This window comes from Neobacillus sp. OS1-2 (assembly GCF_030915505.1).
Lineage (GTDB): Bacteria > Bacillota > Bacilli > Bacillales > Cytobacillaceae > Neobacillus.
Map to the genome: position 1 here is coordinate 480612 of NZ_CP133265.1, position 24226 is coordinate 504837.

The following is a 24226-nucleotide window of genomic DNA, read 5'->3' on the forward strand; positions in this document are numbered from 1 at the left end:
TCCCTCAACAGCTCCTCTTTTTCAGTTTACTCATCGCCTAAGGAAACTAAGGCCTTTGTGATATTTGTTTTTGTAACCCTCCCAATTACCTCATACCCATTTTCAGACTTTTTCACGACCGGTATGGCATCAATTTGTTTTTCAATTAATTTCTTAGCAATGTCGATCAGTAAATCGTCCCGTTCACACATGGTTATGTTCGGCATCCGCGTCATGATGATATTGACAGGGATTGTCGTCAGCTCCTGCTTCCCAATACTGGCCCGGAGTAAATCTTTTCTTGAAAGAACTCCAACAAGGTTTGAGAGTTGATCCACTACAAATAGCGTTCCTACATCCTCTAGAAACATGGTACAAATAGCATCATAAACAGAAACATTTTCACTTACGACAACAGGAATTGACTGATAATCCTTAACATAGATTTTCTGAAGATTTTCTGTCAATAGCTGTGCACCCGATTTCCCCGTATAAAAATAGCCAACGCGAGGTCTAGCATCAAGAAATCCAGCCATGGTTAGAATGGCAAGATCCGGCCTTAAGGTCGCTCTTGTTAAGCTAAGTTGATCCGCTATCTGCTCTCCTGTTATCGGGCCATTGTCCTTTACTATTTGCAAAATATGTTCCTGGCGTTTAGTCAGTTCGATTGTCCTCACCACCTTAAAATACCCAGTTAATATGTAAGTTATCTTAGGAATATTATATACCACATATTCTAGCAATTCCATCTATTGAAAAAGGTGCGGAAGCCCGCACCTTTTTCATGTATTAAAATACCACTTTTTCCTGTAAAAAGCTGATAAGTTCAGCGATTGGAACGCGTTTTTGTTCCATGGTATCCCGGTCTCTTACAGTAACCATGTTATCTTCTTTTGAATCAAAGTCATAGGTAATGCAGAATGGTGTTCCAATTTCATCATGGCGGCGATATCGTTTACCAATTGAACCAGCTTCATCATAATCCACTGTGAAGTATTTAGATAAAGTAGAAAATACCTCTTTTGCCTCATCAGACAGTTTTTTCGATAACGGCAGAATAGCCGCTTTAAATGGTGCAATTGCCGGATGGAAATGCATCACCGTTCTTGTCGTACCATCCTCAAGCTGCTCTTCATCATAGGCATCAATTAAGAAAGCAAGTGTTACTCGGTCAGCACCTAATGATGGTTCAATACAGTACGGTACATACTTTTCGTTTGTTTCCGGGTCAAGGTAATGGAAATCCTCCCCTGAATATTCCATATGCTGCTTCAAATCATAATCTGTTCGTGAAGCAACACCCCATAATTCACCCCAGCCAAACGGGAACTTGAATTCAAAATCCGTTGTCGCATTACTATAATGCGAAAGTTCGTCCTCAGAGTGATCGCGAAGTCTAATATTTTCCTTTGTAAGGCCTAATGACAATAACCAGTTTTCCGCATAGTGCTTCCAATAATCAAACCATTTTAATTCCTCGCCAGGTTTGCAGAAAAATTCAAGTTCCATTTGTTCAAATTCCCTTGTACGGAATGTAAAGTTACCAGGTGTAATTTCATTACGGAAGCTTTTACCAATTTGAGCGATTCCGAACGGCATTTTCTTCCTCATTGTCCGTTGTACATTTTTAAAGTTAACAAAAATACCCTGCGCTGTTTCCGGACGAAGAAAGATTTCATTCGTGCTTGACTCTGTTACCCCTTGGAAGGTTTTAAACATTAAGTTAAATTGCCGAATTCCGGTAAAATCATGGCATCCACAGTCAGGACAGGCAATATGATGCTCTTTAATTAGCTCTTCCATTTTTTCAAACGGCAGGCCGTCAACGACCATTTCCATTCCTTTTTCATCAAGGGCATTTTCAATTAATTTGTCCGCACGGTGGCGAGCTTTACAATTTTTACAATCAATCATCGGGTCATTAAAATTACCGATATGTCCGGATGCTTCCCATGTACGCGGGTTCATTAGGATACTGGCATCTAAGCCGACATTATACGGTGATTCTTGAACGAACTTTTGCCACCAAGCTCGTTTAATATTGTTTTTAAATTCAACGCCTAGCGGGCCGTAATCCCAAGTATTTGCAAGACCTCCGTAAATCTCTGAGCCTGGAAAAATAAATCCTCTGTGCTTTGCATGTGATACAATTTGCTCCATTGTTACCTTCATTTTTTATAACTCCCTTTCTTTTTAAACAAACAAAAAACTCCCGTCTCTATGCTCTAAAAGCATAGGGACGAGAGTTACCCGCGGTTCCACCCTAATTGCTGCTAAAATAGCAGCCTCTTTGAATTGTGTTTCATCAACACAAGATTGCTCAGGAACGCCTTCTTTAATGCTCTATACCCCAGCTCACACCATCCTAGGGTCGCTTTTATAGAGTGGACTAAATACTACTTTCCGTCACAGCAATTTATAATATTAACAGAATTTTAACGAAAACTCCGGACATTGTCAACAAGGTGATTATAAAAGATTGCGAAATTGATCCATAGAAGCAAGAAATTTTTTCGTTTTTAGATGAAGACCTGAGTACTCTTCATAATAGGCCGTAATAACCTTTTTTAGCTCAGCCTTTGTTTCTTCCTTAACGGAAATTTTGCCTAACCTCGACAGATCAAAGTAATAAAATAGCCGTAATAATTTAACTGCAGCTGGTGATATTTTAAAATGGTACGGATCTTTACTTAAACATCGATGGCAGATAAATCCATTTTCTCGAATTGAAAAAGAAAAATGTCCGTCTGTACTGCCGCAAACGGAACATTGATTCAAAACGGGATACATCCCCATCACATTTAACATTTTCATCTCGTAAATATTCATAAGAATATCCGGTTCATAGCCTTCATTCATGAAATGTAATGTTTGAAAAAGCAACTCAAAAAGAAACGGGTTTGGTTTTTTTTCATCCGTACATTTGTCGGTTAATTCGACAATATAACTGGCATATGCAGTTAAAAAAATGTCTTCTCCTATCGAACGCAATGAAGAAACAATTTCACCTTGCTGCATACTGCCCAAGCCGGATCCTCTATTTACGAGGAAGTATCCATGTGTAAACAGCTGAGTAATGGAAGAAAGGCGGCTGTTGGACTTTTTAGCGCCTCTAGCCATAACGCCTACCTTTCCCCATTCCCTTGTATATAAGGTCACTATTTTATTGGTTTCACCATAATCTGTTGTTCTAATGACGATGCCTTCACACTTCTGAAGCATTTAAAGTCACCTTCTTAAGTCGTGCGAAAGACTTGCCTATGAAACGGGAAAATCAAGTTGTGCTAGCTCTTCATTCAGATTTCCGGGTATTTCTTGGTTTTCCTTCTCAAGCTCTTTGAAGAGAAGATATGTGTCAATATTGCCTGTCTGGAGGAATACTTTCCACGTAAAATCCATCATCGAAAACCCCACCTTTCATTATTTAGACTAGCCTTTAAGTTCATCCCAACCTTACATTTATCATAGCCTGCCTTTGCCAAAATCATAAGACGAAATATTTGTTAATGTTGTCCATGCATATTCTTGTGGGTAGGTTAATATTTTAATTAGGGTGATTTGTTAATATTCATCTTCATTAAAGCCATAATCTCGCAGTTGGGACATCTTATTACGCCAATCCTTCTGGACTTTTACCCATAGCTCTAAAAATACTTTTGACCCAAGGAGATTTTCAATATCGACACGGGCCCGTTTACCGATTTCTTTCAGCATACTTCCCTGTTTTCCAATAACGATCCCTTTTTGTGAATCTCTCTCAACAATTACTGTGGCCATGACATGAATAATATCTTTACCCTCTTGCCGCTCCATTTTATCTAGCACAACCGCCAATGAATGGGGAATTTCCTCTCTAGTTAAGTGGAGTGCTTTTTCCCTTATCAGTTCTGTAATGATAAATCGTTCCGGATGATCAGTTACCTGGTCAGCAGGATAATATTGCGGCCCAACAGGTAAGAAAGATTTTATCTGATCTAATAGACGCTCGACGTTATTTCCTTCAAGTGCAGAAATGGGCACAATTTCTTTAAAGGAGTATTTTTCTTTATATGATTCAATAATTGGCAATAATTTATCTGGATGAATTTGATCAATTTTATTAATAACAAGAAAGATAGGCGTGTTGACGGTTTGAAATTTTTCAAGAATAAACTCCTCCCCACGTCCAAATCCTTCTTCTGCATTTACCATAAATAGGATCAAATCAACTTCTTTTAGTGTGTTTTGTGCTACTTTCATCATAAAGTCGCCCAATTTATGTTTTGGTTTATGGATTCCAGGTGTATCAATAAAAATCATTTGAGCGTCAGATAGTGATAACACACCCTGAATTTTGTTACGAGTGGTTTGTGGCTTATCACTCATAATCGCAATCTTCTGACCAATTACTCGGTTAAGGAAAGTAGATTTTCCTACATTCGGCCGGCCGATAATTGAAATAAACCCTGATTTGTATCCGCTTTCATCCCCATTATTCACCATGTAAATCCTCCGGTGAAAAGGCACCAGGTAATAGATCATCTACAGTTATTTCCTGAATATCGCCTTTAAGGTTTGTTAGAATCACTTTCATATCTTTTGGACATAGTTCCGAAATTACTTGTCGGCATGCACCACAAGGGGAACATGGGCGGTCAGTATCAGCAACAACAGCGAGCATTTGAAAATTCCGATCACCATGTGAATAGGCACTAAATAGGGCCGACCGTTCTCCACAGTTGCACATACTGTAAGCGGCATTTTCAATGTTACAGCCATGATATACTTTTCCATCTGTTGTTAATAAAGCTGCTCCAACTCCAAATTTGGAATAAGGAACATAGGCTTTGTCTCTTGCCTTTTTTGCTTCCTCAATTAATTGTTCGATGTTCACAAAAACTTCTTCCCTTCCAGCAAGTAGCTGCTGTTTCTTTATTTTACCTCAAAATTCAGAGAAAATCATTACTTGAAACGAAAAAGTAACATAAAATTTGTAAAAATTTGAATTTTCCCATAAATCAACTTGTCTTCAAAATGAAAAGCTGATTATGTCATTTTATCGAATTCCTCTGTCTAATTCAAACTGCAAATTCAAATTTCACTAAAAAGTCTTATTACGTACGGTGAGAAAATGATTATTCCCACTACAATTGCAAGTGCCGCATATAGTAAGACAGCACCAGCCGCCAAGTCCTTCGCCTGTTTTGCCAGCGGGTGGTAGTCTAACGTAACGAGATCCACCACTCGTTCAATGGCTGAATTCATTAATTCCAGTGCAAACATGCCCCCGATAATGAAAAGAATAAATATCCACTCCACTTTTGTGATCGAAAAATAAGAGGACATTCCTAGCACTAGGATTGAACTAATGAAATGAAACCGCATATTTCTTTCCGTTTTAAGTGCCATCAAAATTCCCGAAAGTGCATAAGAAAATGAACTTATGAATGTGGATGACTTATCTGGTGAGCCCATACTCGTCTAATATTTCCTTTTGCAGTGTGAACATTTCCTTTTCCTCTTCCTCTGTCATATGATCATATCCAAGGAGATGGAGAAACCCATGAACCGCTAGGAATCCAAGTTCTCTTTCAAAAGAATGACCATATTCCTCAGCTTGTTCCTTTGTTCTCGGAATCGAAATTATAATATCACCTAGGACGCGTGGCATCTCTACGCCTGCTAATTCCACTTCTCCTTCGCCCAGCTCCTCCATAGCAAAGGAGATTACATCTGTTGGCATATCTTTATCGCGGTATTCTCGGTTAATCTCATGAATTCTCTCATTCGAAACAAAAGAAATCGAGACTTCACTGTGCTCTTCAATTTTTTGTTTTTTTGCTGCAAAATTGATTAATCTTTCAATTTCAAGCATTTGCTGATCTGATAGTTCATTCGTTTCATCGGTACAATCAATAAGTAATGTCATGCTTGTTTCACCTTCTTTGTCTTTGTCATTTCAGGGTACTCAATTCTTGAGTGAAAGATTCCCTTTAGCGTTTCGCATAGTGTGTGTGATACGGTCTCGATTTCCTTGATGGTAATATCGCATTCATTTAATTGACCATCCTGTAGCCGGTCCGCCACGATTTTCTTAACGAGTGATTCAATTAATTCTGCCGTAGGCTGTGATAATGAGCGAACAGCAGCCTCGACACTATCCGCAATCCCCACCACCGCCGACTCCTTTGTCTGTGCTTTTGGACCGGGATAACGGAACTCCTCATCCTTTATATCCGTATCGCTCTGAAGGGCCTTATGGTAAAAGAATTTCAGCAATGTTGTCCCATGATGTTGTTCAGCTATATCAATGATTTCTTTAGGCATATGATATTTCTTTAAAATAGCAGATCCATCTGTAACATGAGCAATGATAATATTCGCGCTTCTTTCAGGTGGCAATCGGTCATGGGGATTATCATGATGCATTTGATTTTCAATAAAAAAGTTAGGGCGCTTTGTTTTTCCGATATCATGATAATAACTTCCGACCCTAGCCAGTAGTCCATTAGCACCGATCGCTTCGCAAGCGGATTCCGCTAAATTGGCGACCATAACACTATGATGGTAGGTTCCCGGTGCTTCCATCAAGATTTTTCTCAGGAGCGGATGGTTCGGATTAGAAAGTTCGATTAGTTTCATGGTCGAAAGAATTCCAAAACTTGCCTCAAAGAGTGGCAATACTCCAATGGTTAAAACAGCCGAACCGATACCAGAAACAACGGCTGTAAGAAGATAATACCCATACTCCACACCCGAAAACTGGCCGTTTGGTAACAGCATTAATGCACAGATGGCCAACACATTGACAATCGCCGCAAATACTCCAGCTTGTAAAATCTTGGTCCGATGATTTTGAGTGTTCAAAAACAGGATAGCTGCTAAGGCACTAAAGAGGATATAGATTCCTTCTGAAAAATTAAGGGTTCCCGTAACCCCTTCATTGAATAAAATACTCCCACAAACCGCCATAATTATCGACATGAGGATGGCAAGTTTTTCATCAATTAAAATCTTAATCAGCATTCCCCCCATTGCAGCAGGAAAAATATAACCGATGCCGGCAAAGTTAAAAATTTGCAGCAAACTAATAATTTTCATGATGAAAATGGAAAAAATGAAAATAATCCCATACAATAATAAAAACGTTTGCCGTTTCTCTGGAAGTGATTTCATTTGATAAAAATAATAATAAATCGCTGAAAGAATTATGGTAATCAACAAAACCAATCCAATAAAAGGTTTATACGATTTATCGTTATTTAAAAGACCCACTAACTTTAATTGTCGAAAAATATCCTGATTAATTAATTTTCCTTCCTCCACAATAATTTGCCCTTGGAGAATCTTTACAGGTTCTATACTTTCTGCTGCTTGCTGCCTTAGTTCCTCTGTAGCATTAGGATCATAAAATTCATTTTGAATGACAGCATATCTACCCAAGTCGATTGCAGCTAATCTTAAATTATCATTTAACGAGGTATACTTTAATTCCTCTTCAACCCTTTTCTTTGCATTTTCCACTTCATCTGTAGAAATTCTCTTTGTCATAACATTGTTGATGGCTGTTACTGTTAAATCCTTTGCAATCGATAAATCATCATTACTAGCTTGAACTAAGGTTGAAAAAACTTGATTTGGGAGCTCCTTCGCGACACCTGATGTCAATTTTGTTTTTAATCTAGTTATTTTATCTGATACACTTGGCTCCTCTTTTGTCGGTTTTTCCTCCACAATCTCTTCTTGCTTCTTCATTTCCTCTTTTATTTCATCATTTACCTCTACTGCTGCTTTGAAAATGGAAGTAATCAAATCAACTCGATTTTGCGTGTACTCATTTTTCAATGCATAGACCGGCTGTACTTGGTTAATGGCTTCTTTACGCTTATTCTCTGTACTTTTTTTATCCTCAACTGTCCCTGGAGAACGAATTGTCTTTTCCGCAACAGAAAATAGACTTAAATCCAGTTTTTCCGGTTTTACATTACTGTACATGGCTCCAAAAAGAACAACCCCTAATACAAAGAAAAATAGGATTCGGAAAAAAGTAATATCAAGTAACTTTCGAATTCGTATGAAATGTTGCTGTAGTTTATCCAACTAAACCCCCCCACAACGGCCGATAAATCATGTGTTTCGCAATAGAATATAAATATTATTACTGAAACTATGCTTTATGTAAAATCATAACAGTTTTAATAAGAAGTTTCATCTTTTTAGAAAAATGCAGGACACTAGTCGCTAAGGCACAGATCTGAGCAATTAAAGGTACGTACGTATGTAAAAAAGGGATAAACCACTATAGGTTTACCCCTGATTATGCCGTGAAGGTGTCTTTTTCTCATAAGCTTCGATAATTTTGCCAACGAGCGGGTGACGGACTACATCGGTTTGTTCTAAAAAGACAAAGGCTATACCATTTACATTTAGCAAAATTTCCTCTGCTGCAATAAGGCCGGATTTGGCCCCCTTAGGCAAATCAATTTGCGTTTGGTCACCTGTAATTACCATTTTCGAACCAAAGCCAAGCCTAGTCAAGAACATTTTCATCTGGGCATGTGTGGTATTTTGCGCCTCGTCTAATATCACAAAGGCATCATCTAATGTACGGCCTCTCATATAAGCGAGTGGAGCAATTTCAATTGTCCCGCGTTCGATTAACCTCTGAGTATGTTCCGCACCCAAAACGTCATTTAAAGCATCGTACAACGGTCTTAAATACGGATCCACCTTTTCTTTTAAATCACCCGGGAGGAATCCAAGACTCTCGCCCGCCTCGACAGCAGGCCTGGTTAAAATAATCTTATTTACTTGTCCATTTTTCAGGGCATTAACCGCCATTATGACTGCCAGGTAGGTTTTCCCTGTACCAGCAGGCCCAATCCCAAAAACAAGATCACTTTTTTTAATAGCCATTACATATTGCCTTTGCCCTAGGGTTTTAATCCGGATGGATTTTCCTTTAACCGTTTTACCAATCTCTTCGTCATATAAATTGACAAAATAATCCAGCGTCCCTTTCTGGGCCATTTGAATGGCATACAGGACATCTCTTTGACTAATGTTTATTCCCTTTCGAATCACAAATAGTAATCGGTCTAATATTTGTCCTGCCATGATGACGTTTTCTTCATCACCTGACATGCTAACCGATTCACCTCTTGTGATGATGGAAACACCTAGTTCCTGTTCAATTAATTTTAAATTTTGGTCAGCATTTCCCAACAGGTTGACAGCCTCTGAGGGATTTTCTAGCTGTAGACTGATCGTTGTTAATTTTTCTGTCATTCAGGAGTCTCCTTGGAAATCGGTTGTCCGACTGCAATGTTTTCAATAACATTAAAATGAATATCTAGTATAACCTTACCATTTCTATACTCTTTGTGTAAAATTTTTTCATCTTTAATGATAGCATCTTCATCTAACTTGCTTTTTATTTCTTTTTTAGCTAATTCTAGTGCTTGTTCTTCTGCCTCTTTTTTCGAATAGGATCGCTTGACATCCTCACTTTCGCGTAACGTTTTATTCATATAGGAGATCGGCAGCTTCCACTTTAGGAAATGAACATGATGAACATTCTTTTCTGTTTTATATTTCTTGAATTCAGGTTTCCCAAAACCCCAAATAGGTATTTCCAAATTCCCTACGACTAAAGAATGTTTTTGCTTTTCCTTCCCAGTAAAGACATTAAAGTTCGTGACCAGAGGGAGCTTAACAGTGCTTATATACCAGGTACCACCCCAGACCTCACCTTCAGCTGCCACTATTTTCGGGCTTCCTTCTTGTCCATAAATTCCGGAAACAAGTAAATCGCCCTTTTCCACGACATCATTCTTATTAACCATGGTTTGACCCGTTTCAACAAACATATTGACAATAACAGCTTTCTTTTTTGCGATAAGATTTTGTGGGGATAATTGTTCAACCTTTTTCGGCTCATTCTTTTCAACAACCTGCAGATGATAGGTTGTCCCCTTTAATTCCACACCAACCCATGTCAATGCACCAATTTTCTCTGTTAATTGTCTTTGGATCCCCTCCACATTATCAACAAAAAACTGCACCTTCCCAATTTTAACACCCATCTTGTCCAATTCTTTACGAATTTGATACTCTGTTGCAGGCTTTGCCCCTTTTATTTCAATTCCCCAAATCACATTTGATAAGAAAAAAATAATGAATAAAAATGCGGCTGCCCCCAACATAAAGCCGCTATTTTTCAATAATCTTCTAAATAAAAATGGTACTCCGCTACGACGTAAAAAGGAAATTTTACATCCACTTTTACGCGCAAACAGTCTAATTTTCAAGGCATCCTGTGCTCTCATTTTAAAGGTAATCGTCTCCGTTCCATGCCGTTTTACGTTCCAAATATGGAGACCATTTCGTGTTAGCACATTTAAAAACCGTTCAAGACCCTTTCCCGAAACCTTCACCGTAACTCTGCCATAAAGGAATTCAATCCATTGGTTCTTCATTTTGTTCCTCCCGGATTATCAGTAATATATATGACCTGATCTATTTTTCCTTCGAGTAAAATTTCTTCTGGTAAAATCGTTTTAATCACAAATGCCTTGCCTTTAATTAATAATTGTCCTTGCTTTAACAATAGGCGGAGCTCTTTATCTGTAAATGCGAGCAAGCCGCGGTGATTCTCTATATATATATGGATTTGTCCAATCATCGTAATCCGGGGCAAATCCATCATGACATCTTGAGGAAGATCCATTTTATTAGCCATCCAGTTGCGAATTCGCTGGCCCCATTTTTTTGCCATAAAAAAGAACCCCCTTTCATCTCATATTATGAAATGAAAGGGGGTTCTAGCACATATTTTTCTATTCACTTCTAAAGCTAATTTACCCTCTTTTTGGAAAATAAGGCTTTTTGGAGCGCGGCTCACCAAGGATTTCCGCCCAAATCACTCCATTAACCAATGATTGCGCATTTGGTTCCGTCGAAATATTTGGTTCATCTTCGTCCATGGTTGCCGCAACAGTTTGTTCTTTCATCTTTTCTCGTTGCAAACGGGCCGTTGCCAGCGCCCTCCGGCTCGACTCAGATTCTTTTCTGACTTGGTCATATTCTTGTTCAAGCTTTCGATTATTCTCTTGCAATACTTCCACTTTTTGCGCCGATTTAACCGGGGCCGCTTGATGCGAGACTTCATTTGTAAGTTCTTTAACTAGCGTTCGAACATCCTCCATACCACTTACTTTAAATGGCTTTCTAGGAGATTGACCTTGAGTCCTTTTTGTTTTGCCAAATATGGTAGAGATGATACCTACAATGATAAAAAATAATATGGTTTCCAAAGCTCCCACCCTCCATTTTAATTAATGTGGGGTTTATTTGTCGTCTTTCTTTTCACCTGTCATTTTCCCAATCGAACCTCTCATTTCCGTATCAGCAGAAATGTTTTTATAATTCATATAGTCCATGACACCGATATTACCTGATTTAAGAGCTTCTGCCATGGCAAGCGGTACCTCTGCTTCCGCTTCCACTACCTTGGCCCTCATTTCCACTACTTTCGCCTTCATTTCCTGCTCTGAAGCAACCGCCATCGCCCGGCGTTCTTCTGCTTTTGCTTGGGCAATTTTCTTATCCGCCTCAGCTTGTTCTGTTTGTAATTCTGCACCAATGTTTTTACCGATATCCACATCCGCAATATCGATTGATAAGATTTCAAAGGCTGTTCCGGCGTCAAGGCCCTTTGCCAAAACAGTCTGCGAGATCAAATCCGGATTCTCTAGAACTTTGCTATGGCTGTCCGACGAACCAATAGTTGAGACAACCCCTTCACCAACACGGGCCACAACTGTTTCTTCACCGGCACCACCGACAAGACGTTCGATATTGGCACGGACGGTAATCCTCGCTTTTGCTTTGACCTCAATCCCGTTCATCGCAACACCTGCGATAAATGGTGTTTCAATTACCTTAGGGTTAACACTCATTTGCACCGCTTCTAAAACATCACGTCCCGCAAGGTCAATTGCAGCGCACCGTTCAAACGATAATTCAATATTGGCTCGGTGTGCAGCAATTAGCGCATTGACGACACGGTCAACATTTCCTCCAGCAAGATAATGACTTTCAAGCTGATTGATTGTGACGTTTAAACCTGCTTTATGAGCTTTAATAAGCGGATTAACCACCCTGCTTGGCGTTACCCTTCTTAACCTCATCCCAACCAATGTGAAAATACTAATGCGAACACCTGCAGCAAGTGCCGAAATCCAAAGCATAACTGGTACAAAAGATAATAAGATCCCTAAAAAGATTAAAGCAATCACAACCACGGCGATAATAAATATCGTTCCACCTGATACTACATCCATTTTTTTAACCCCCTCATTATTTATTTGACCTCTCTAACAACAATACGGGCACCTTCTACTTTAATGACCTTTACTTTAGCATTCTGCTCAATAAAGCCGCCTTCACTTATTGCATCAACTCGTTCATTATGAATAATAATCGTACCAGCCGGTCTTAATATCGTTAATGCGGTTCCAACTTTTCCTAAAAGGTCAGTCCGGTTAATATTCGATACATAGCCGTCTTCTTTTCTAGCTATCTCTGACAAGACCATTTTATTAAAAAGTACCAGCTTTTTTCCAAATGTCTTAATCATCATAAAGAAAACAATAATTGAAATCATAATAGCAATAAAGATCGAGACGCCTATTTGCATGGCATCCTCTCCTGCTAAAAAAAGACTTAATATTAAGGCAGCAACACCAAGCGTTCCAGCAACAGCACCTGGTAAGAAGAACTCTAGAAAAATAAGCAAGATTCCTGCCACAAATAAGGTTAATGTCCCATAACCGGCAAGCCCGGCTTGGAAATGCCCATAAAAGAACAAAATTAGCGCAAACACACCAATAAATCCAGCTATCCCTATCTTTGCAGAAAAAAGTTCTAGCACAATTCCCACTCCTGCAATGGTCAGGAGAATGGTTACAACAATTGGGTCAGTAAGAAATTCAATCATTCAAGGTCCCCCCCTTCTCTCTTCAACTGACTCTATTCATTACGTTTGAAGCGTTAAAAGGTTTCATTTTTTAGGCGAAATAACTTAAAAGACCACAAGCACTAGATGCTTGCGGTCTTTATGTCAGAATACTATGAAAGGTGTTGTTGTACAAATTTATTAACTAGAGATCCGTCTGCTTTACCCTTTACTTTAGGCATAATCGCAGCCATCACTTTTCCCATTTCCGCTTTTGATGTTGCACCAACTTCAGCAATCGTTTCTTTAACAATGTCTGATAACTCATCTTCTGAAAGCTGTTTCGGTAAATACAGCTCGACAATCGAGAGCTCTGTATGCAATTTATCAACTAGGTCTTGACGACCAGCCTTATCAAATTCATGGAGGGAGTCTTTGCGTTGCTTTACTTCGCGAGAAAGGACCGTTAACTCCACGTCTTCAGAAAGCTCTTTCGTTCCAAGCTTAATAGCTTCATTCTGCAAGGAAGCTTTGACCATCCGAATAACTGAGAGTTTGTCTTTTTCCTTGTTTTTCATCGCTTGTTTCATATCATTATTCAAACGCTCGAGAAGACTCATATATTACACCCTCTCTTAAAACTTACGTTTTCTTGCTGCTTCAGACTTTTTCTTACGTTTTACACTTGGTTTTTCATAAAATTCGCGCTTTCTTGCCTCTTGCAAAGTACCAGTTTTTGATACTGTACGTTTGAAGCGACGAAGAGCATCTTCAAGCGATTCGTTTTTACGAACGACGGTTTTAGACATTCTCTTTCCCTCCCTCCGAAACACAACACACTAACATTCAATCCATGTACCTTGCAATTATAATATAACCTTGATACAAGGTCAACTGAAATTCTTAATCAGTATTTTTTTAAAATCTGGCATGTCCTTCGCATCAATTCCATAGAATGGAGCGAGGGGGGCCGGGACATGCTGTACATATTATTATTTGTTCTTTGTATTTTATTATTTATTTTTGGAATGACCATTATTAGGTTTGGCTTATTTAATTTGTCTGCTAATAAATTGAAAACATGGCTGATAAAACTTACAAGCACACCGTTAAAAGGGATGGTAACAGGAACCTTCATCACAGCCCTGTTGCAAAGCAGCTCCGCTGTAATGGTCATCACAATTGGTTTAATTTCGGCTAGAATTATGACCTTCCCTCAATCAATTGGGATTATTCTCGGCACCAATATCGGTACAACCTTTAAAACGGAACTCATTACCTTTGATATAGATGCCATCCTTGTTCCCCTTGCCATTAGTGGCGCACTACTTATTTTATTAAAAAATAAAAGAGCAAGAAGTATTGGCATGCTATTATTTGGAATCGCCTCCGTATTTACCGCCATGAAGGGGTTCGAATTAGTAGCGGAACCTTTAACCACAATGGGTTTTATTAATAAATTTATTTTATCTATTAATGACAATCTACTCTTAAGTATATTAGCTGGTACTATTATTACAGCTATTATCCAATCGAGCACAGCGATGACAGGGATTGCGATGGGATTTTTAACCGCTGGGCTGTTGCAGCTTGATGCCGGTATCGCTATAGTGCTGGGAGCAAATATAGGCACATGTATTACGGCGATTATTGCCTCAATCGGCGGCGGAAAGGAATCAAAGTTAGCCGCCTTTGCCCATGTCTGGCTCAATGTATTTGGAGTTTTACTATTTATCCCGCTAATTCCATTGCTTACGGAAAATGCACCATTCCTTGCTAGCAGAAAAGATGTCCAGCTTGCGCATATAAGTGTGATATTTAATGTGGCAACCTCATTGCTTATCTTACCTTTCGCTACCCGGTTTGGTGAAATGATTTTATTTTTACACGATCGACGGCCTAAACGTCCAGTGTCATAAGAAAAGACGGCGAAATCGCCGTCTTTTCCCTTTTTCCTTATATTGCTGCTTCTTCCTGCTTAAAAACTTCTTCTTTAACAATCGCAGTATCTTCCACAATTCGGACAAATTGACCTTCATTGTATGGGTAACCTGCTTTGGTAATTTTCACTTTAACAATCTTACCAACCATCTCTTCAGTTGCCGGGAATACTACTTTAAGATAATTATCCGTGTAACCAACATATTTTCCGGAAATAGGCTCTTCCTTGTATTCCTCTTCAGGAATGACTTCTAATACTTCACCTTCAAAAAGTGAGGCGTATTCCTTCGCCAGCTGATCAGAAAGAGAAATTAACCGGTGGACACGTTCATTTTTAACCTCTTCATCCACCTGATCTTCCATCCGTGCGGCAGGAGTTCCTGTTCGCTTCGAATATGGGAAGACATGGAGCTCAGAGAATTTATGGTCTTTAATAAAATTGTATGTTTCCATAAATTCGTCTTCTGTTTCGCCAGGGAAACCAACAATGACATCAGATGTAACGGCAAGACCAGGAAGCACTTCTTTCAAGCGCTCAAGTCTTTCTCCAAAGAATTCCATCGTATATTTACGGCGCATTCTCTTTAAAACCGTATTAGAACCGGATTGAATCGGGATATGAAAATGACGAACAACGATAGTAGAGTGCTTAATTACCTCAATGACTTCATCCGTAATTTGGCTTGCTTCTATCGATGAAATACGTAGACGCTCAAGACCCCTTACACCCGCCTCTAAATCGCGGAGCAGCATTGCTAGATTATAATCTTTCATGTCCTCACCGTAACCGCCTGTATGAATACCTGTTAACACAATTTCCTTGTAACCTGCATCCACAAGCTGTTGCGCCTGACGAATCACTTCTTTTGGATCACGTGATCTCATTAAGCCACGAGCCCAGGGAATGATACAAAAAGTACAGAAATTATTGCAGCCCTCCTGAATTTTTAACGAGGCACGTGTTCTGTCCGTAAATGAAGGAACGTCAAGTTCCTCATAAACACGGTTTTTCATGATGTTACCTACGCCATTAATCGGCTGGCGCTCCGTTTTATATTGTTTAATATAATCGAGCATTTTCACGCGATCCTGCGTCCCGACGACAACATCAACACCAGGAATCGCCATAATTTCTGCTGGCGATGTTTGGGCATAACAGCCTGTTACACAAATGACAGCATCCGGATTTTTTCGAACAGCCCGGCGGATTACCTGACGGCTCTTTTTATCCCCTGTATTCGTAACTGTACATGTATTGATAATATATACATCGGAAATTGCTTCAAAATCAACTCGTTCGTAGCCTTCTTGTTTAAACAATTGCCAGATGGCTTCAGTTTCATAGTGGTTCACCTTGCATCCAAGTGTATGAAACGCGACTGTTGCCATTGTAACTTCACCTCAATAATTCAAAATGATAGGAAATGGCCGCAAGTGTATACAATGGGGCCGTTTCCGTCCGTAAAATTCGCGGGCCCAGCCCGCATAGACCAAAGCCATTTTCTTTTAATAGCTGGATCTCATTATCAGCTAAGCCGCCTTCCGGCCCAAAAACCAAGAGGAGGGACTCTCCTTTTTTCATTTGTTTAAGAGTTGAAGAAAAAACGGACATTTCTCCGTTCCTACTTTCTTCTTCAAAAGCTGCTAATTTATAATCAAAATCCTTACTTTTTCCCAATAATTCTTTAAAATTCATCGGACTACCAATTTCCGGGATTGCAGTGCGATGGGATTGCTCTGCAGCTTCTTTGGCTATTTTTTGCCATCTCTCTATTTTTTTAGCTGCTTTTTTTTCATCCCATTTCACGACCGAGCGGGCAGCAGCGAACGGAAGGAACTGATTTGCACCAAGTTCTGTTCCTTTTTGAATAATCCATTCCAGTTTGTCCCCTTTAGGCAGGCCGCTTGCGATCGTAATTGTAATCGGCAGCTCCGAAACCTCATCTTTCCATTGTACAACGTCTGCAACGACACTTGAATCGGTAATTTCTGCAAGCCTGCAAACAGCATGTTTTCCCTCGGGATCAACACAGATGATCTGATCGCCAATTTGCATACGCATAACCTTTACAATATGATGTAGGTCTTCATCAGCAATGATAAACTGTTCATCATTTGCCTGTTGTCTTACAAAGTAGCGTTGCACACTTTACACCCTCTCAAAACATTTTACTCTTTATTTTACATAAGATTAGGCCATAATGAAAGATTGAAAAATAAAAAGGGGCTGCTAACACCCCTTTTGTCCATCATTATAACCTTTTGGCAATTATCGCAACCCAATCTTCCATAAGAATGGTTTCGATAATATCAAATCCTGCAGCCACAAGTGCTTCTTTTACCAAATCTTTCTTCTGCTGAATAATCCCAGAGGCAATAAAGGTTCCGCCCGGCTTTACGACATTGGCAACATCGTCCGTAAATCTAACGATTACTTCTGCTAAAATATTCGCTACAATCACATCAGCGGATTTTTCAGCCACACCATCCAAAAGATTATTTTGGGCAATGGTTACTGTCTTACTAACCTTATTAAGCTTAATATTCAACTTAGCAGATGTTACAGCCACTTCATCAAGGTCGTAGGCCCTGACATTCTCGGCACCAAGCATTGCTGCAGCAATACTGAGCACTCCAGAACCAGTTCCAACATCGATCACTTGGTCTCCGGGCCGAACAGTTCTTTCTAGTGCTTGAATACACATAACAGTTGTTGGATGTGTCCCTGTACCAAAAGCCATACCGGGATCAAGCTCAATAATTAATTCATCACTGCTGACAGGTTCATAAATCTCCCATGTAGGGACAATCGTGAACTTTTCAGAGATTTTCACAGGATTATAATATTTCTTCCAAGCAGTTGCCCACTCTTCTTCGTGGACTTCACTGATGGATACGTCGTTTTTACCTAAGTCAATATCATACGTGATAAGGTTATTAATCGAATCCTTGATGGCCTCAACCGTCTCCCCTAAAAAACTGTTAACTGGTAAATAGGCTTTAACCATGACACCTTCATCTGGATAATCGTCGGGATTGAGTTGGTAGATTTCTCCGAATTGATCTTCCCTTTCCTTTGTCAATTCGAATGGATCTTCAATGACTACACCGCTCGCCCCAGCTTCATGCAAGATATGTGAAATAGGTTCGATCGCCTCATTTGTTGTGTGGATACTTATTTCTGACCACTTCATTCTACCAACTCCAATCCTTACTCGCTTTTAAAGGCACGTTTTACTTTTGAGAAAAAACTTTCTTCATGTTCACCAATGGGAGATGAACCACTAAGCTCGGCAAATTCTTTTAAAAGCTGCTTTTGCTTGTCTGAAAGCTTAGTTGGTGTAATAATTCGAACAATAATGTATTGATCCCCGACACCGTATCCGCGAACATTCGGAATACCTTTCCCTTTTAAACGGAATTTCTTTCCTGTTTGCGTACCAGCAGGAATTTTCAGCTTTACTTTTCCATTTAATGCTGGAACCTCAATTTCATCGCCCAATGACGCTTGAACAAATGTAATAGGCATTTCACAATAAATATCATCGCCATCTCTTTCAAAAAACTCATGCTGGCGCACTTGGAAAACGACATAAAGATCTCCAGCCGGTCCACCATTAAATCCTGCTTCCCCTTGACCTGCCATCCGAAGCTGCTGACCATCATCAATACCTGCAGGAATTTTGACATGAATTTTCTTACGCTTTTGCACTTTCCCTTTACCGCCGCAGGTTGAACATTTTTGTTTTATTTCTTTCCCCGTACCATTACAGTGATGGCATGTACGGCGGTTAACAATTCTCCCAAACGGAGTATTTTGCTCCACATTTAACTGCCCAGATCCTTGGCAGTGCTGACAAGTCTCCGGTTTTGTTCCGGGCTTTGCACCTGAACCGCTACATGTATTACATGTTTCTTCACGTGGAATTTCGATATCTGTTTCTTTACCAAATGCTGCTTCCTCAAAGGAAACAGTCATGGTGTATTGGAGGTCTGCTCCTTGTCTTGGCGCATTCGGGTCACGTCTTCTCGAACCGCCTCCGCCACCGAAGAACGTATTAAAAATATCTTCGAAGCCACCAAAGCCGCCGCCGAAATCAGCACCGCCGCCAAAACCTTGGTTTGGATCAGTATGTCCAAATTGGTCATAATGAGCCTTTTTTTGATCATCGCTTAACACTTCATATGCTTCCGCGATTTCCTTAAATTTATCAGCCGCATCCGGCTCTTTATTAATATCTGGATGATATTGTTTAGAAAGCTTGCGATAAGCTTTTTTTATTTCATCCTTAGAAGCACCCTTACTTACACCGAGCACTTCATAGTAATCCCGTTTACTCATGATTACCACTCCCGAATCTGTCACATAAAGATTATTCTAACACCTGTAATAGCTCAATTGCAATGAAAAAGCCAAAGCAGTTAAACTGACTTTGGCTTTTTCTTTACGTTTCACAGCCGATTATTTATCTTCTTTAACTTCTTCAAATTCTGCATCCACGACATCGTCGTTTGCAGATGTGTTGCCACCTTCTTGACCGCCCTGCTGCGCTTGTTGTGCTTGTGCGGCTTGTTCATAAAGCTTCACAGTTAATGCTTGAACAATTTCCTGTAATGCATCTTTGGCAGTACGGATTTCGTTTAGATCGTTTTTCTCAATGGCTGCTTTTAATGCATCTTTCGCTTCATTTGCCTTTGTAACTTCTGAAGCATCTACCTTGCCTTCAAGATCTTTTAACGTCTTTTCCGTTGTAAAGACAAGCTGGTCAGCCTCATTGCGAAGCTCCACTTCTTCCTTACGCTGTTTATCGGCTTCAGCATTTTCTTCTGCTTCTCTTACCATTTTTTGAATTTCCTCATCAGAAAGACCTGTTGAAGATTTAATCGTAATTTGTTGTTCCTTATTCGTACCAAGGTCTTTAGCACGAACATTTACGATACCGTTTTTATCAATATCAAAGTTTACTTCAATTTGTGGAATTCCGCGTGGTGCTGGCGGAATATCAGTTAATTGGAAGCGGCCTAAGGTTTTGTTATTCGCTGCCATAGGACGTTCCCCTTGAAGTACATGGATATCTACAGCTGTTTGACTGTCTGCTGCCGTTGAGAATACTTGCGATTTAGATGTAGGGATCGTTGTGTTACGGTCAATCAACTTTGTAAACACGCCGCCCATTGTCTCAATACCAAGTGAAAGTGGAGTTACGTCAAGCAATACCACGTCCTTAACATCACCAGTGATAACGCCGCCTTGAATGGCAGCACCCATAGCTACCACTTCATCAGGGTTAACACCACGGTGTGGCTCTTGACCTGTTGCTTTTTTAATAGCTTCTTGAACGGCAGGAATTCGTGTCGAACCACCAACAAGGATAACTTTATCAATTTGTGATGGTGATAATCCCGCATCACTGAGTGCTTGACGTGTTGGACCCATTGTCCGTTCCACAAGACTCGCAGATAGTTCATCAAACTTTGCTCTAGACATCGTTACTTCAAGATGAAGTGGACCCGCAGCACCCGCAGTGATGAATGGTAAAGAAATTTGTGTTGAAGTCACACCAGATAGATCTTTTTTCGCTTTTTCAGCGGCATCTTTTAAGCGTTGTAATGCCATTTTATCTTTTGAAAGGTCGATGCCGTTTTCCTTTTTGAATTGTTCCACTAAATAATCAATAATCACTTGGTCAAAATCGTCCCCGCCTAAGCGATTGTCGCCGGCAGTTGATTTTACTTCAAATACTCCGTCACCAAGTTCAAGAATGGAAACGTCAAATGTACCTCCGCCAAGGTCATAAACAAGAATCGTTTGATCTTGATCTGTTTTATCTAAACCGTATGCTAATGCGGCAGCAGTAGGCTCATTAATGATTCGCTCAACTTCAAGGCCGGCAATTCTCCCAGCGTCTTTTGTTGCTTGACGTTCTGCATCATTAAAGTAAGCAGGTACTGTAATAACTGCCTTTGTTACAGGCTCACCAAGATAATCCTCAGCATAGGATTTTAAATATTGAAGAATAATGGCAGAAAGCTCTTGTGGTGTATAATCTTTACCTTCAATATTCTCTTTATGATTTGTTCCCATATGACGTTTAATCGACATAATCGTGTTTGGATTTGTAATTGCTTGGCGTTTTGCCACTTCCCCAACTTGGCGTTCACCGTTTTTAAATGCAATAACAGAGGGAGTTGTGCGATTTCCTTCCGGATTCGGAATTACTTTTGGTTCCCCGCCTTCAAGTACGGACACACAAGAGTTTGTTGTACCAAGGTCAATACCAATTATTTTACTCATTGCCTATTCCTCCTAATATATATGTAGACTTATTGATTTACTTTCACCATTGCCGGGCGAATCACACGGTCTTTTAATAGATACCCTTTTTGAAGTTCATCCGTAACAATATTGGATCCAAAATTCTCATCCTCACCTTGCATTACAGCATGATGTTGATGGGGATCAAACTCTTTCCCTACGGATTCAATTTGTTCCACACCTTCTTTTTTCAAGGCATCTAAAAGACTACGGTAGATCATTTCCATTCCCTGTAATAATGACTTTATTTGTTCATTATCAACTTCTACATTCATGGCTCTTTCAAAATTATCAAGCGCTGGCAGTAAATCTGTAATTAACTTTTGAGCTCTATATTTTTCACTCGCCTCTTGATCTAACCGAGAACGACGTCGGAAATTATCAAAATCTGCTTGAAGTCGTAAATACCGATTCTCTGCTTCCTCAACCTTACCATTTAGCATTTGAATTTCTTTCGTAAGCTCTACGACTGGGTCAACATTGGCATTTTCTGTTGCTTCTCCCTCAGCCGCATTTTCATCGGTGAGTATAACATTTTCAGTATTTTCAACTTCGATTTCTACTTCTTCATTAATGGTATTATTCTTTTCATTCGTCAACTTACTCACCTCCCTTAAAGCGTTCGTTTCATGTAAAAAAAACTCTATTTTCATGGTAAAAGGGGTGAAATTAAAGGCATTCCACCCTTACTCAATATTACCAGTGCTAATTATTTTGATACAACTTTGTCAAGACTTCAGTCAAATCACTGCTTAAAAATTGGAGTAAACCGATTACACGTGAATATTCCATTCTCGTTGGACCTAGGATAGCAATTGTACCCAATTTTTCTTGACCAACTGCATAGGAGGCAGTGATTAGGCTGCAATTGTCCATGGCAGTAATATTATTTTCCGTGCCAATTTTGACATGGATTCCTGCAGAGTCTTTTCGAATTAAATTATAAATCCATTCTTCCTGATCGATCATCATCAGGAGTGTACGGATCTTTGAAATATCATGAAATTCCGGTTGGCTTAAGATATTTGTTTTTCCACCAAAGAATAGCTTTTCATGGATTGGCATCTTTAAAGAATCAGCGATTGTATGCAGTATTAAATCATAATTATGAATGTGCTGCCTTAAAAGCATCGCTACTTCCTTATAAATCTTATCGTTTAAATTCTCTAAAGAAACACCTGAAAGCCGATCATTTAAAATATTCACCGTTTTTTCTAAATCACTTGCATCCACAGAGACTGGTAATGAGAAGGTACGATTTTCAACATGTCCTGTATCCGTAACAAAAATGGCTACCGCTGTCTCTTTGTTCAACGGAATGATTTGGATTTTTTTCAGCTTATTTATGCTTACGGCTGGGCCAAGAACAATCGAGGTATAATTGGTCAGCTCCGAAAGAATTTTGGCCGATCTTTGAATGATCTCTTCAAACTCGTAAATCTTTTCAGCAAAAATGGACCTGATAATCGATATATCCTGCTGATTTACAACTTGAGGAGGCAACAAATGATCTACATAATACCGATAACCTTTTTCTGATGGCACACGACCTGATGAGGTATGTGTCTTTTCGATATACCCCAACTCTTCAAGGTCAGCCATCTCATTACGAATCGTAGCCGAACTAAAGGAAATTTCCTCCTTTTTCGACAAGCTTCTTGAGCCGACTGGTTGGGCAGATCGAATAAAGTCATCAACAATAACTTGCAGAATTAACAATTGACGATCTGTTAACAACATTCATCACCTCTGTTAGCACTCATCATTACCGAGTGCTAATTATACTAATAAATTATCAAAAAAGGATATATGATGTCAATAAAAAGAACCTAGATTACACCTAAAAAGGCCTGAAACACTTCATTTCCTAAAAAACGGCCACTTTTAGTTAAATATATATGATTATCCTTCACTTCTATCCATTGTTTATTGACTAAATCCTGAATTTCCTTTTCAAACAAATCAAGCGGATTCAATGAAAATTTCTCGATAAAATGTGGAATTGAAACGCCTGCTGTTTTCCGTAAACCAAGAAACATTTCCTCTTCCATTTGTTCTGCTTTCGTTACTGGATGTTCTTCAAAGACTGGTAGCTGACATGTGTTTATTTGTTCGATATATCTTTTCAACGGCCCTGAATTTGATCGTCTAATCCCATTCACATAGCTATGGGCACCAGCCCCAAACCCGTAATAATATTCATTATTCCAGTATGTCAAATTATGCCTGCTTTCATAGCCCGGTTTGGAAAAATTGCTGATTTCATATTGATTAAAACCGTTCTTTTCCATTTCCTCCATCAATATTTCATACATGCTTGCTTCGATATCTTCACCCGGGGTAGGGAGCTTGCCTTTTTTCAGTAAATTATAAAAGACTGTTTTTGGTTCAATGATCAATGAATATGCCGAATAATGGGTGATATTTAAAGTAAATGCCTCTGCTAACGTTTCTTTAAAATCTTGAACCGTTTGCGTCGGTAAACTGAAAATAAGATCTACGCTGATATTTTCAAACCCAATCGTTTTAGCATTATCAATGGTTTGATATACATCCCTCGCCGAATGGGTACGGCCGATTTTTTTTAATAACGTTTCATTAAAGGTTTGAACACCAAGGCTGATTCGATTGACTCCCGCGTCTTTTAATATTTGTAATTTTTCCTTCGTTAAGTCACCTGGATTTGCTTCAAAAGTAAATTCCAATGACTCACTCATGGGCAAATGTCGATTCACACTCTCACAGAACCGATATAATTGCTGTTCGTTTAAGGAAGTTGGTGTACCGCCACCAACAAAGATAGTCTGTAATGAATCTGTCGGCACCTGTTCAAGTGTTAACTTCATTTCTTTGTCTAGCGCCTGCAGATAATCATCTACGGGCTGCCCTTTTAGAAATACCTTATTAAAATCGCAATAATGGCAAATATGCTCACAGAATGGGATATGAAGGTATGCTGCTTTGATCATGTTTCCACTTCCTTACAAAAATAATATAGTGTTCCAAGCTACCCACTTGCGTCGCTCCGCCCCTTTCCCATATAAAAAGAGGCA

General features: G+C 39.4%; 26 protein-coding genes and 1 other annotated feature. Of the genes, 1 reads left to right on the forward strand and 25 read right to left on the reverse strand.

Annotated elements, in window-relative coordinates; all coding sequences use genetic code 11:
* Window positions 1-26: 26 nt before the first annotated feature.
* The 17 genes from RCG19_RS02580 to rpsU all read right to left on the reverse strand — a co-directional run bounded on the left by RCG19_RS02580 (window position 27) and on the right by rpsU (window position 13725).
* Window positions 27-659: a transcriptional regulator CcpN gene (locus tag RCG19_RS02580; RefSeq protein WP_308109566.1), complete on the reverse strand. Its 633-nt coding sequence runs from the start codon at window positions 657-659 to the stop codon at window positions 27-29.
* Between the two features lie 109 nt (window positions 660-768).
* Window positions 769-2151 carry a glycine--tRNA ligase gene (locus RCG19_RS02585; RefSeq protein ID WP_308109567.1) on the reverse strand — a complete coding sequence of 461 codons (1383 nt, stop codon included), beginning with the start codon at window positions 2149-2151 and terminating at the stop codon, window positions 769-771.
* A gap of 60 nt (window positions 2152-2211) precedes the next feature.
* Window positions 2212-2398, reverse strand: a binding site (T-box leader).
* Between the two features lie 50 nt (window positions 2399-2448).
* Entirely contained in the window at window positions 2449-3201 is a 753-nt protein-coding gene (recO, locus tag RCG19_RS02590) for a DNA repair protein RecO (protein WP_166238583.1), read from the reverse strand.
* 36 nt (window positions 3202-3237) lie between these two features.
* Window positions 3238-3381, reverse strand: coding sequence for a YqzL family protein (locus RCG19_RS02595; protein WP_007087594.1), 144 nt, complete (start codon window positions 3379-3381; stop codon window positions 3238-3240).
* Window positions 3382-3540: 159 nt separating this feature from the next.
* A complete protein-coding gene (era, locus tag RCG19_RS02600; RefSeq protein ID WP_166238585.1) occupies window positions 3541-4461 on the reverse strand; it encodes a GTPase Era in 921 nt (306 codons plus the stop codon).
* The gene (locus tag RCG19_RS02605) at window positions 4451-4852 is read right to left on the reverse strand and encodes a cytidine deaminase (protein WP_166238587.1); all 402 of its coding nucleotides are present in this window, start codon (window positions 4850-4852) and stop codon (window positions 4451-4453) included. The genes era and RCG19_RS02605 overlap by 11 nt, the downstream gene beginning before the upstream one ends.
* A gap of 197 nt (window positions 4853-5049) precedes the next feature.
* Window positions 5050-5433: a diacylglycerol kinase family protein gene (locus RCG19_RS02610; RefSeq protein ID WP_308109568.1), complete on the reverse strand. Its 384-nt coding sequence runs from the start codon at window positions 5431-5433 to the stop codon at window positions 5050-5052.
* Window positions 5417-5833, reverse strand: a complete 417-nt coding sequence (gene ybeY / locus RCG19_RS02615; RefSeq protein WP_374049604.1) for an rRNA maturation RNase YbeY — start codon at window positions 5831-5833, stop codon at window positions 5417-5419. Before ybeY ends, RCG19_RS02610 begins: the two co-directional genes overlap by 17 nt.
* 50 nt (window positions 5834-5883) lie before the next feature.
* The gene (locus RCG19_RS02620; protein ID WP_308109570.1) at window positions 5884-8058 is read right to left on the reverse strand and encodes an HD family phosphohydrolase; all 2175 of its coding nucleotides are present in this window, start codon (window positions 8056-8058) and stop codon (window positions 5884-5886) included.
* Window positions 8059-8265: 207 nt separating this feature from the next.
* Complete coding sequence (locus tag RCG19_RS02625; protein WP_308109571.1) at window positions 8266-9246, reverse strand: PhoH family protein; 981 nt, start codon at window positions 9244-9246, stop codon at window positions 8266-8268.
* The gene (yqfD, locus tag RCG19_RS02630) at window positions 9243-10436 is read right to left on the reverse strand and encodes a sporulation protein YqfD (protein WP_308109572.1); all 1194 of its coding nucleotides are present in this window, start codon (window positions 10434-10436) and stop codon (window positions 9243-9245) included. The genes RCG19_RS02625 and yqfD overlap by 4 nt, the downstream gene beginning before the upstream one ends.
* Window positions 10433-10735 (reverse strand): sporulation protein YqfC, encoded by a 303-nt coding sequence (yqfC, locus tag RCG19_RS02635; protein ID WP_166238600.1) that lies wholly within the window; start codon window positions 10733-10735, stop codon window positions 10433-10435. Before yqfC ends, yqfD begins: the two co-directional genes overlap by 4 nt.
* A gap of 82 nt (window positions 10736-10817) precedes the next feature.
* The gene (locus tag RCG19_RS02640) at window positions 10818-11273 is read right to left on the reverse strand and encodes a hypothetical protein (RefSeq protein WP_308109573.1); all 456 of its coding nucleotides are present in this window, start codon (window positions 11271-11273) and stop codon (window positions 10818-10820) included.
* A 33-nt stretch (window positions 11274-11306) separates the two neighbouring features.
* Complete coding sequence (gene floA, locus RCG19_RS02645) at window positions 11307-12302, reverse strand: flotillin-like protein FloA (RefSeq protein ID WP_166238604.1); 996 nt, start codon at window positions 12300-12302, stop codon at window positions 11307-11309.
* A gap of 20 nt (window positions 12303-12322) precedes the next feature.
* Entirely contained in the window at window positions 12323-12958 is a 636-nt protein-coding gene (locus RCG19_RS02650; RefSeq protein WP_166238606.1) for an NfeD family protein, read from the reverse strand.
* Between the two features lie 131 nt (window positions 12959-13089).
* Entirely contained in the window at window positions 13090-13536 is a 447-nt protein-coding gene (locus RCG19_RS02655) for a GatB/YqeY domain-containing protein (RefSeq protein ID WP_308109574.1), read from the reverse strand.
* Window positions 13537-13551: 15 nt separating this feature from the next.
* On the reverse strand, window positions 13552-13725 hold the full coding sequence (rpsU, locus tag RCG19_RS02660; protein WP_007087607.1) for a 30S ribosomal protein S21: 174 nt from the start codon (window positions 13723-13725) through the stop codon (window positions 13552-13554).
* A 168-nt stretch (window positions 13726-13893) separates the two neighbouring features.
* Here rpsU and RCG19_RS02665 point away from each other — a divergent pair, with 168 nt between their 5' ends.
* Entirely contained in the window at window positions 13894-14835 is a 942-nt protein-coding gene (locus tag RCG19_RS02665) for a Na/Pi symporter (protein ID WP_308109575.1), read from the forward strand.
* Between the two features lie 37 nt (window positions 14836-14872).
* Here RCG19_RS02665 and mtaB read toward each other — a convergent pair whose 3' ends face one another.
* The 8 genes from mtaB to hemW form a co-directional block, all read right to left on the reverse strand.
* Window positions 14873-16246, reverse strand: a complete 1374-nt coding sequence (mtaB, locus tag RCG19_RS02670; protein WP_308109576.1) for a tRNA (N(6)-L-threonylcarbamoyladenosine(37)-C(2))-methylthiotransferase MtaB — start codon at window positions 16244-16246, stop codon at window positions 14873-14875.
* 7 nt (window positions 16247-16253) lie between these two features.
* Window positions 16254-17003 (reverse strand): 16S rRNA (uracil(1498)-N(3))-methyltransferase, encoded by a 750-nt coding sequence (locus RCG19_RS02675; protein ID WP_308109577.1) that lies wholly within the window; start codon window positions 17001-17003, stop codon window positions 16254-16256.
* A 106-nt stretch (window positions 17004-17109) separates the two neighbouring features.
* A complete protein-coding gene (prmA, locus tag RCG19_RS02680; protein ID WP_308109578.1) occupies window positions 17110-18051 on the reverse strand; it encodes a 50S ribosomal protein L11 methyltransferase in 942 nt (313 codons plus the stop codon).
* Window positions 18052-18068: 17 nt separating this feature from the next.
* Entirely contained in the window at window positions 18069-19199 is a 1131-nt protein-coding gene (gene dnaJ / locus RCG19_RS02685; RefSeq protein ID WP_166238618.1) for a molecular chaperone DnaJ, read from the reverse strand.
* A gap of 120 nt (window positions 19200-19319) precedes the next feature.
* On the reverse strand, window positions 19320-21152 hold the full coding sequence (gene dnaK / locus RCG19_RS02690; protein ID WP_308109579.1) for a molecular chaperone DnaK: 1833 nt from the start codon (window positions 21150-21152) through the stop codon (window positions 19320-19322).
* A gap of 29 nt (window positions 21153-21181) precedes the next feature.
* Complete coding sequence (gene grpE / locus RCG19_RS02695; RefSeq protein ID WP_166238622.1) at window positions 21182-21772, reverse strand: nucleotide exchange factor GrpE; 591 nt, start codon at window positions 21770-21772, stop codon at window positions 21182-21184.
* A 106-nt stretch (window positions 21773-21878) separates the two neighbouring features.
* Window positions 21879-22910, reverse strand: coding sequence for a heat-inducible transcriptional repressor HrcA (gene hrcA, locus RCG19_RS02700; RefSeq protein WP_166238887.1), 1032 nt, complete (start codon window positions 22908-22910; stop codon window positions 21879-21881).
* Between the two features lie 92 nt (window positions 22911-23002).
* Window positions 23003-24142 (reverse strand): radical SAM family heme chaperone HemW, encoded by a 1140-nt coding sequence (hemW, locus tag RCG19_RS02705; protein WP_308109580.1) that lies wholly within the window; start codon window positions 24140-24142, stop codon window positions 23003-23005.
* Between the last annotated feature and the right edge of the window lie 84 nt (window positions 24143-24226).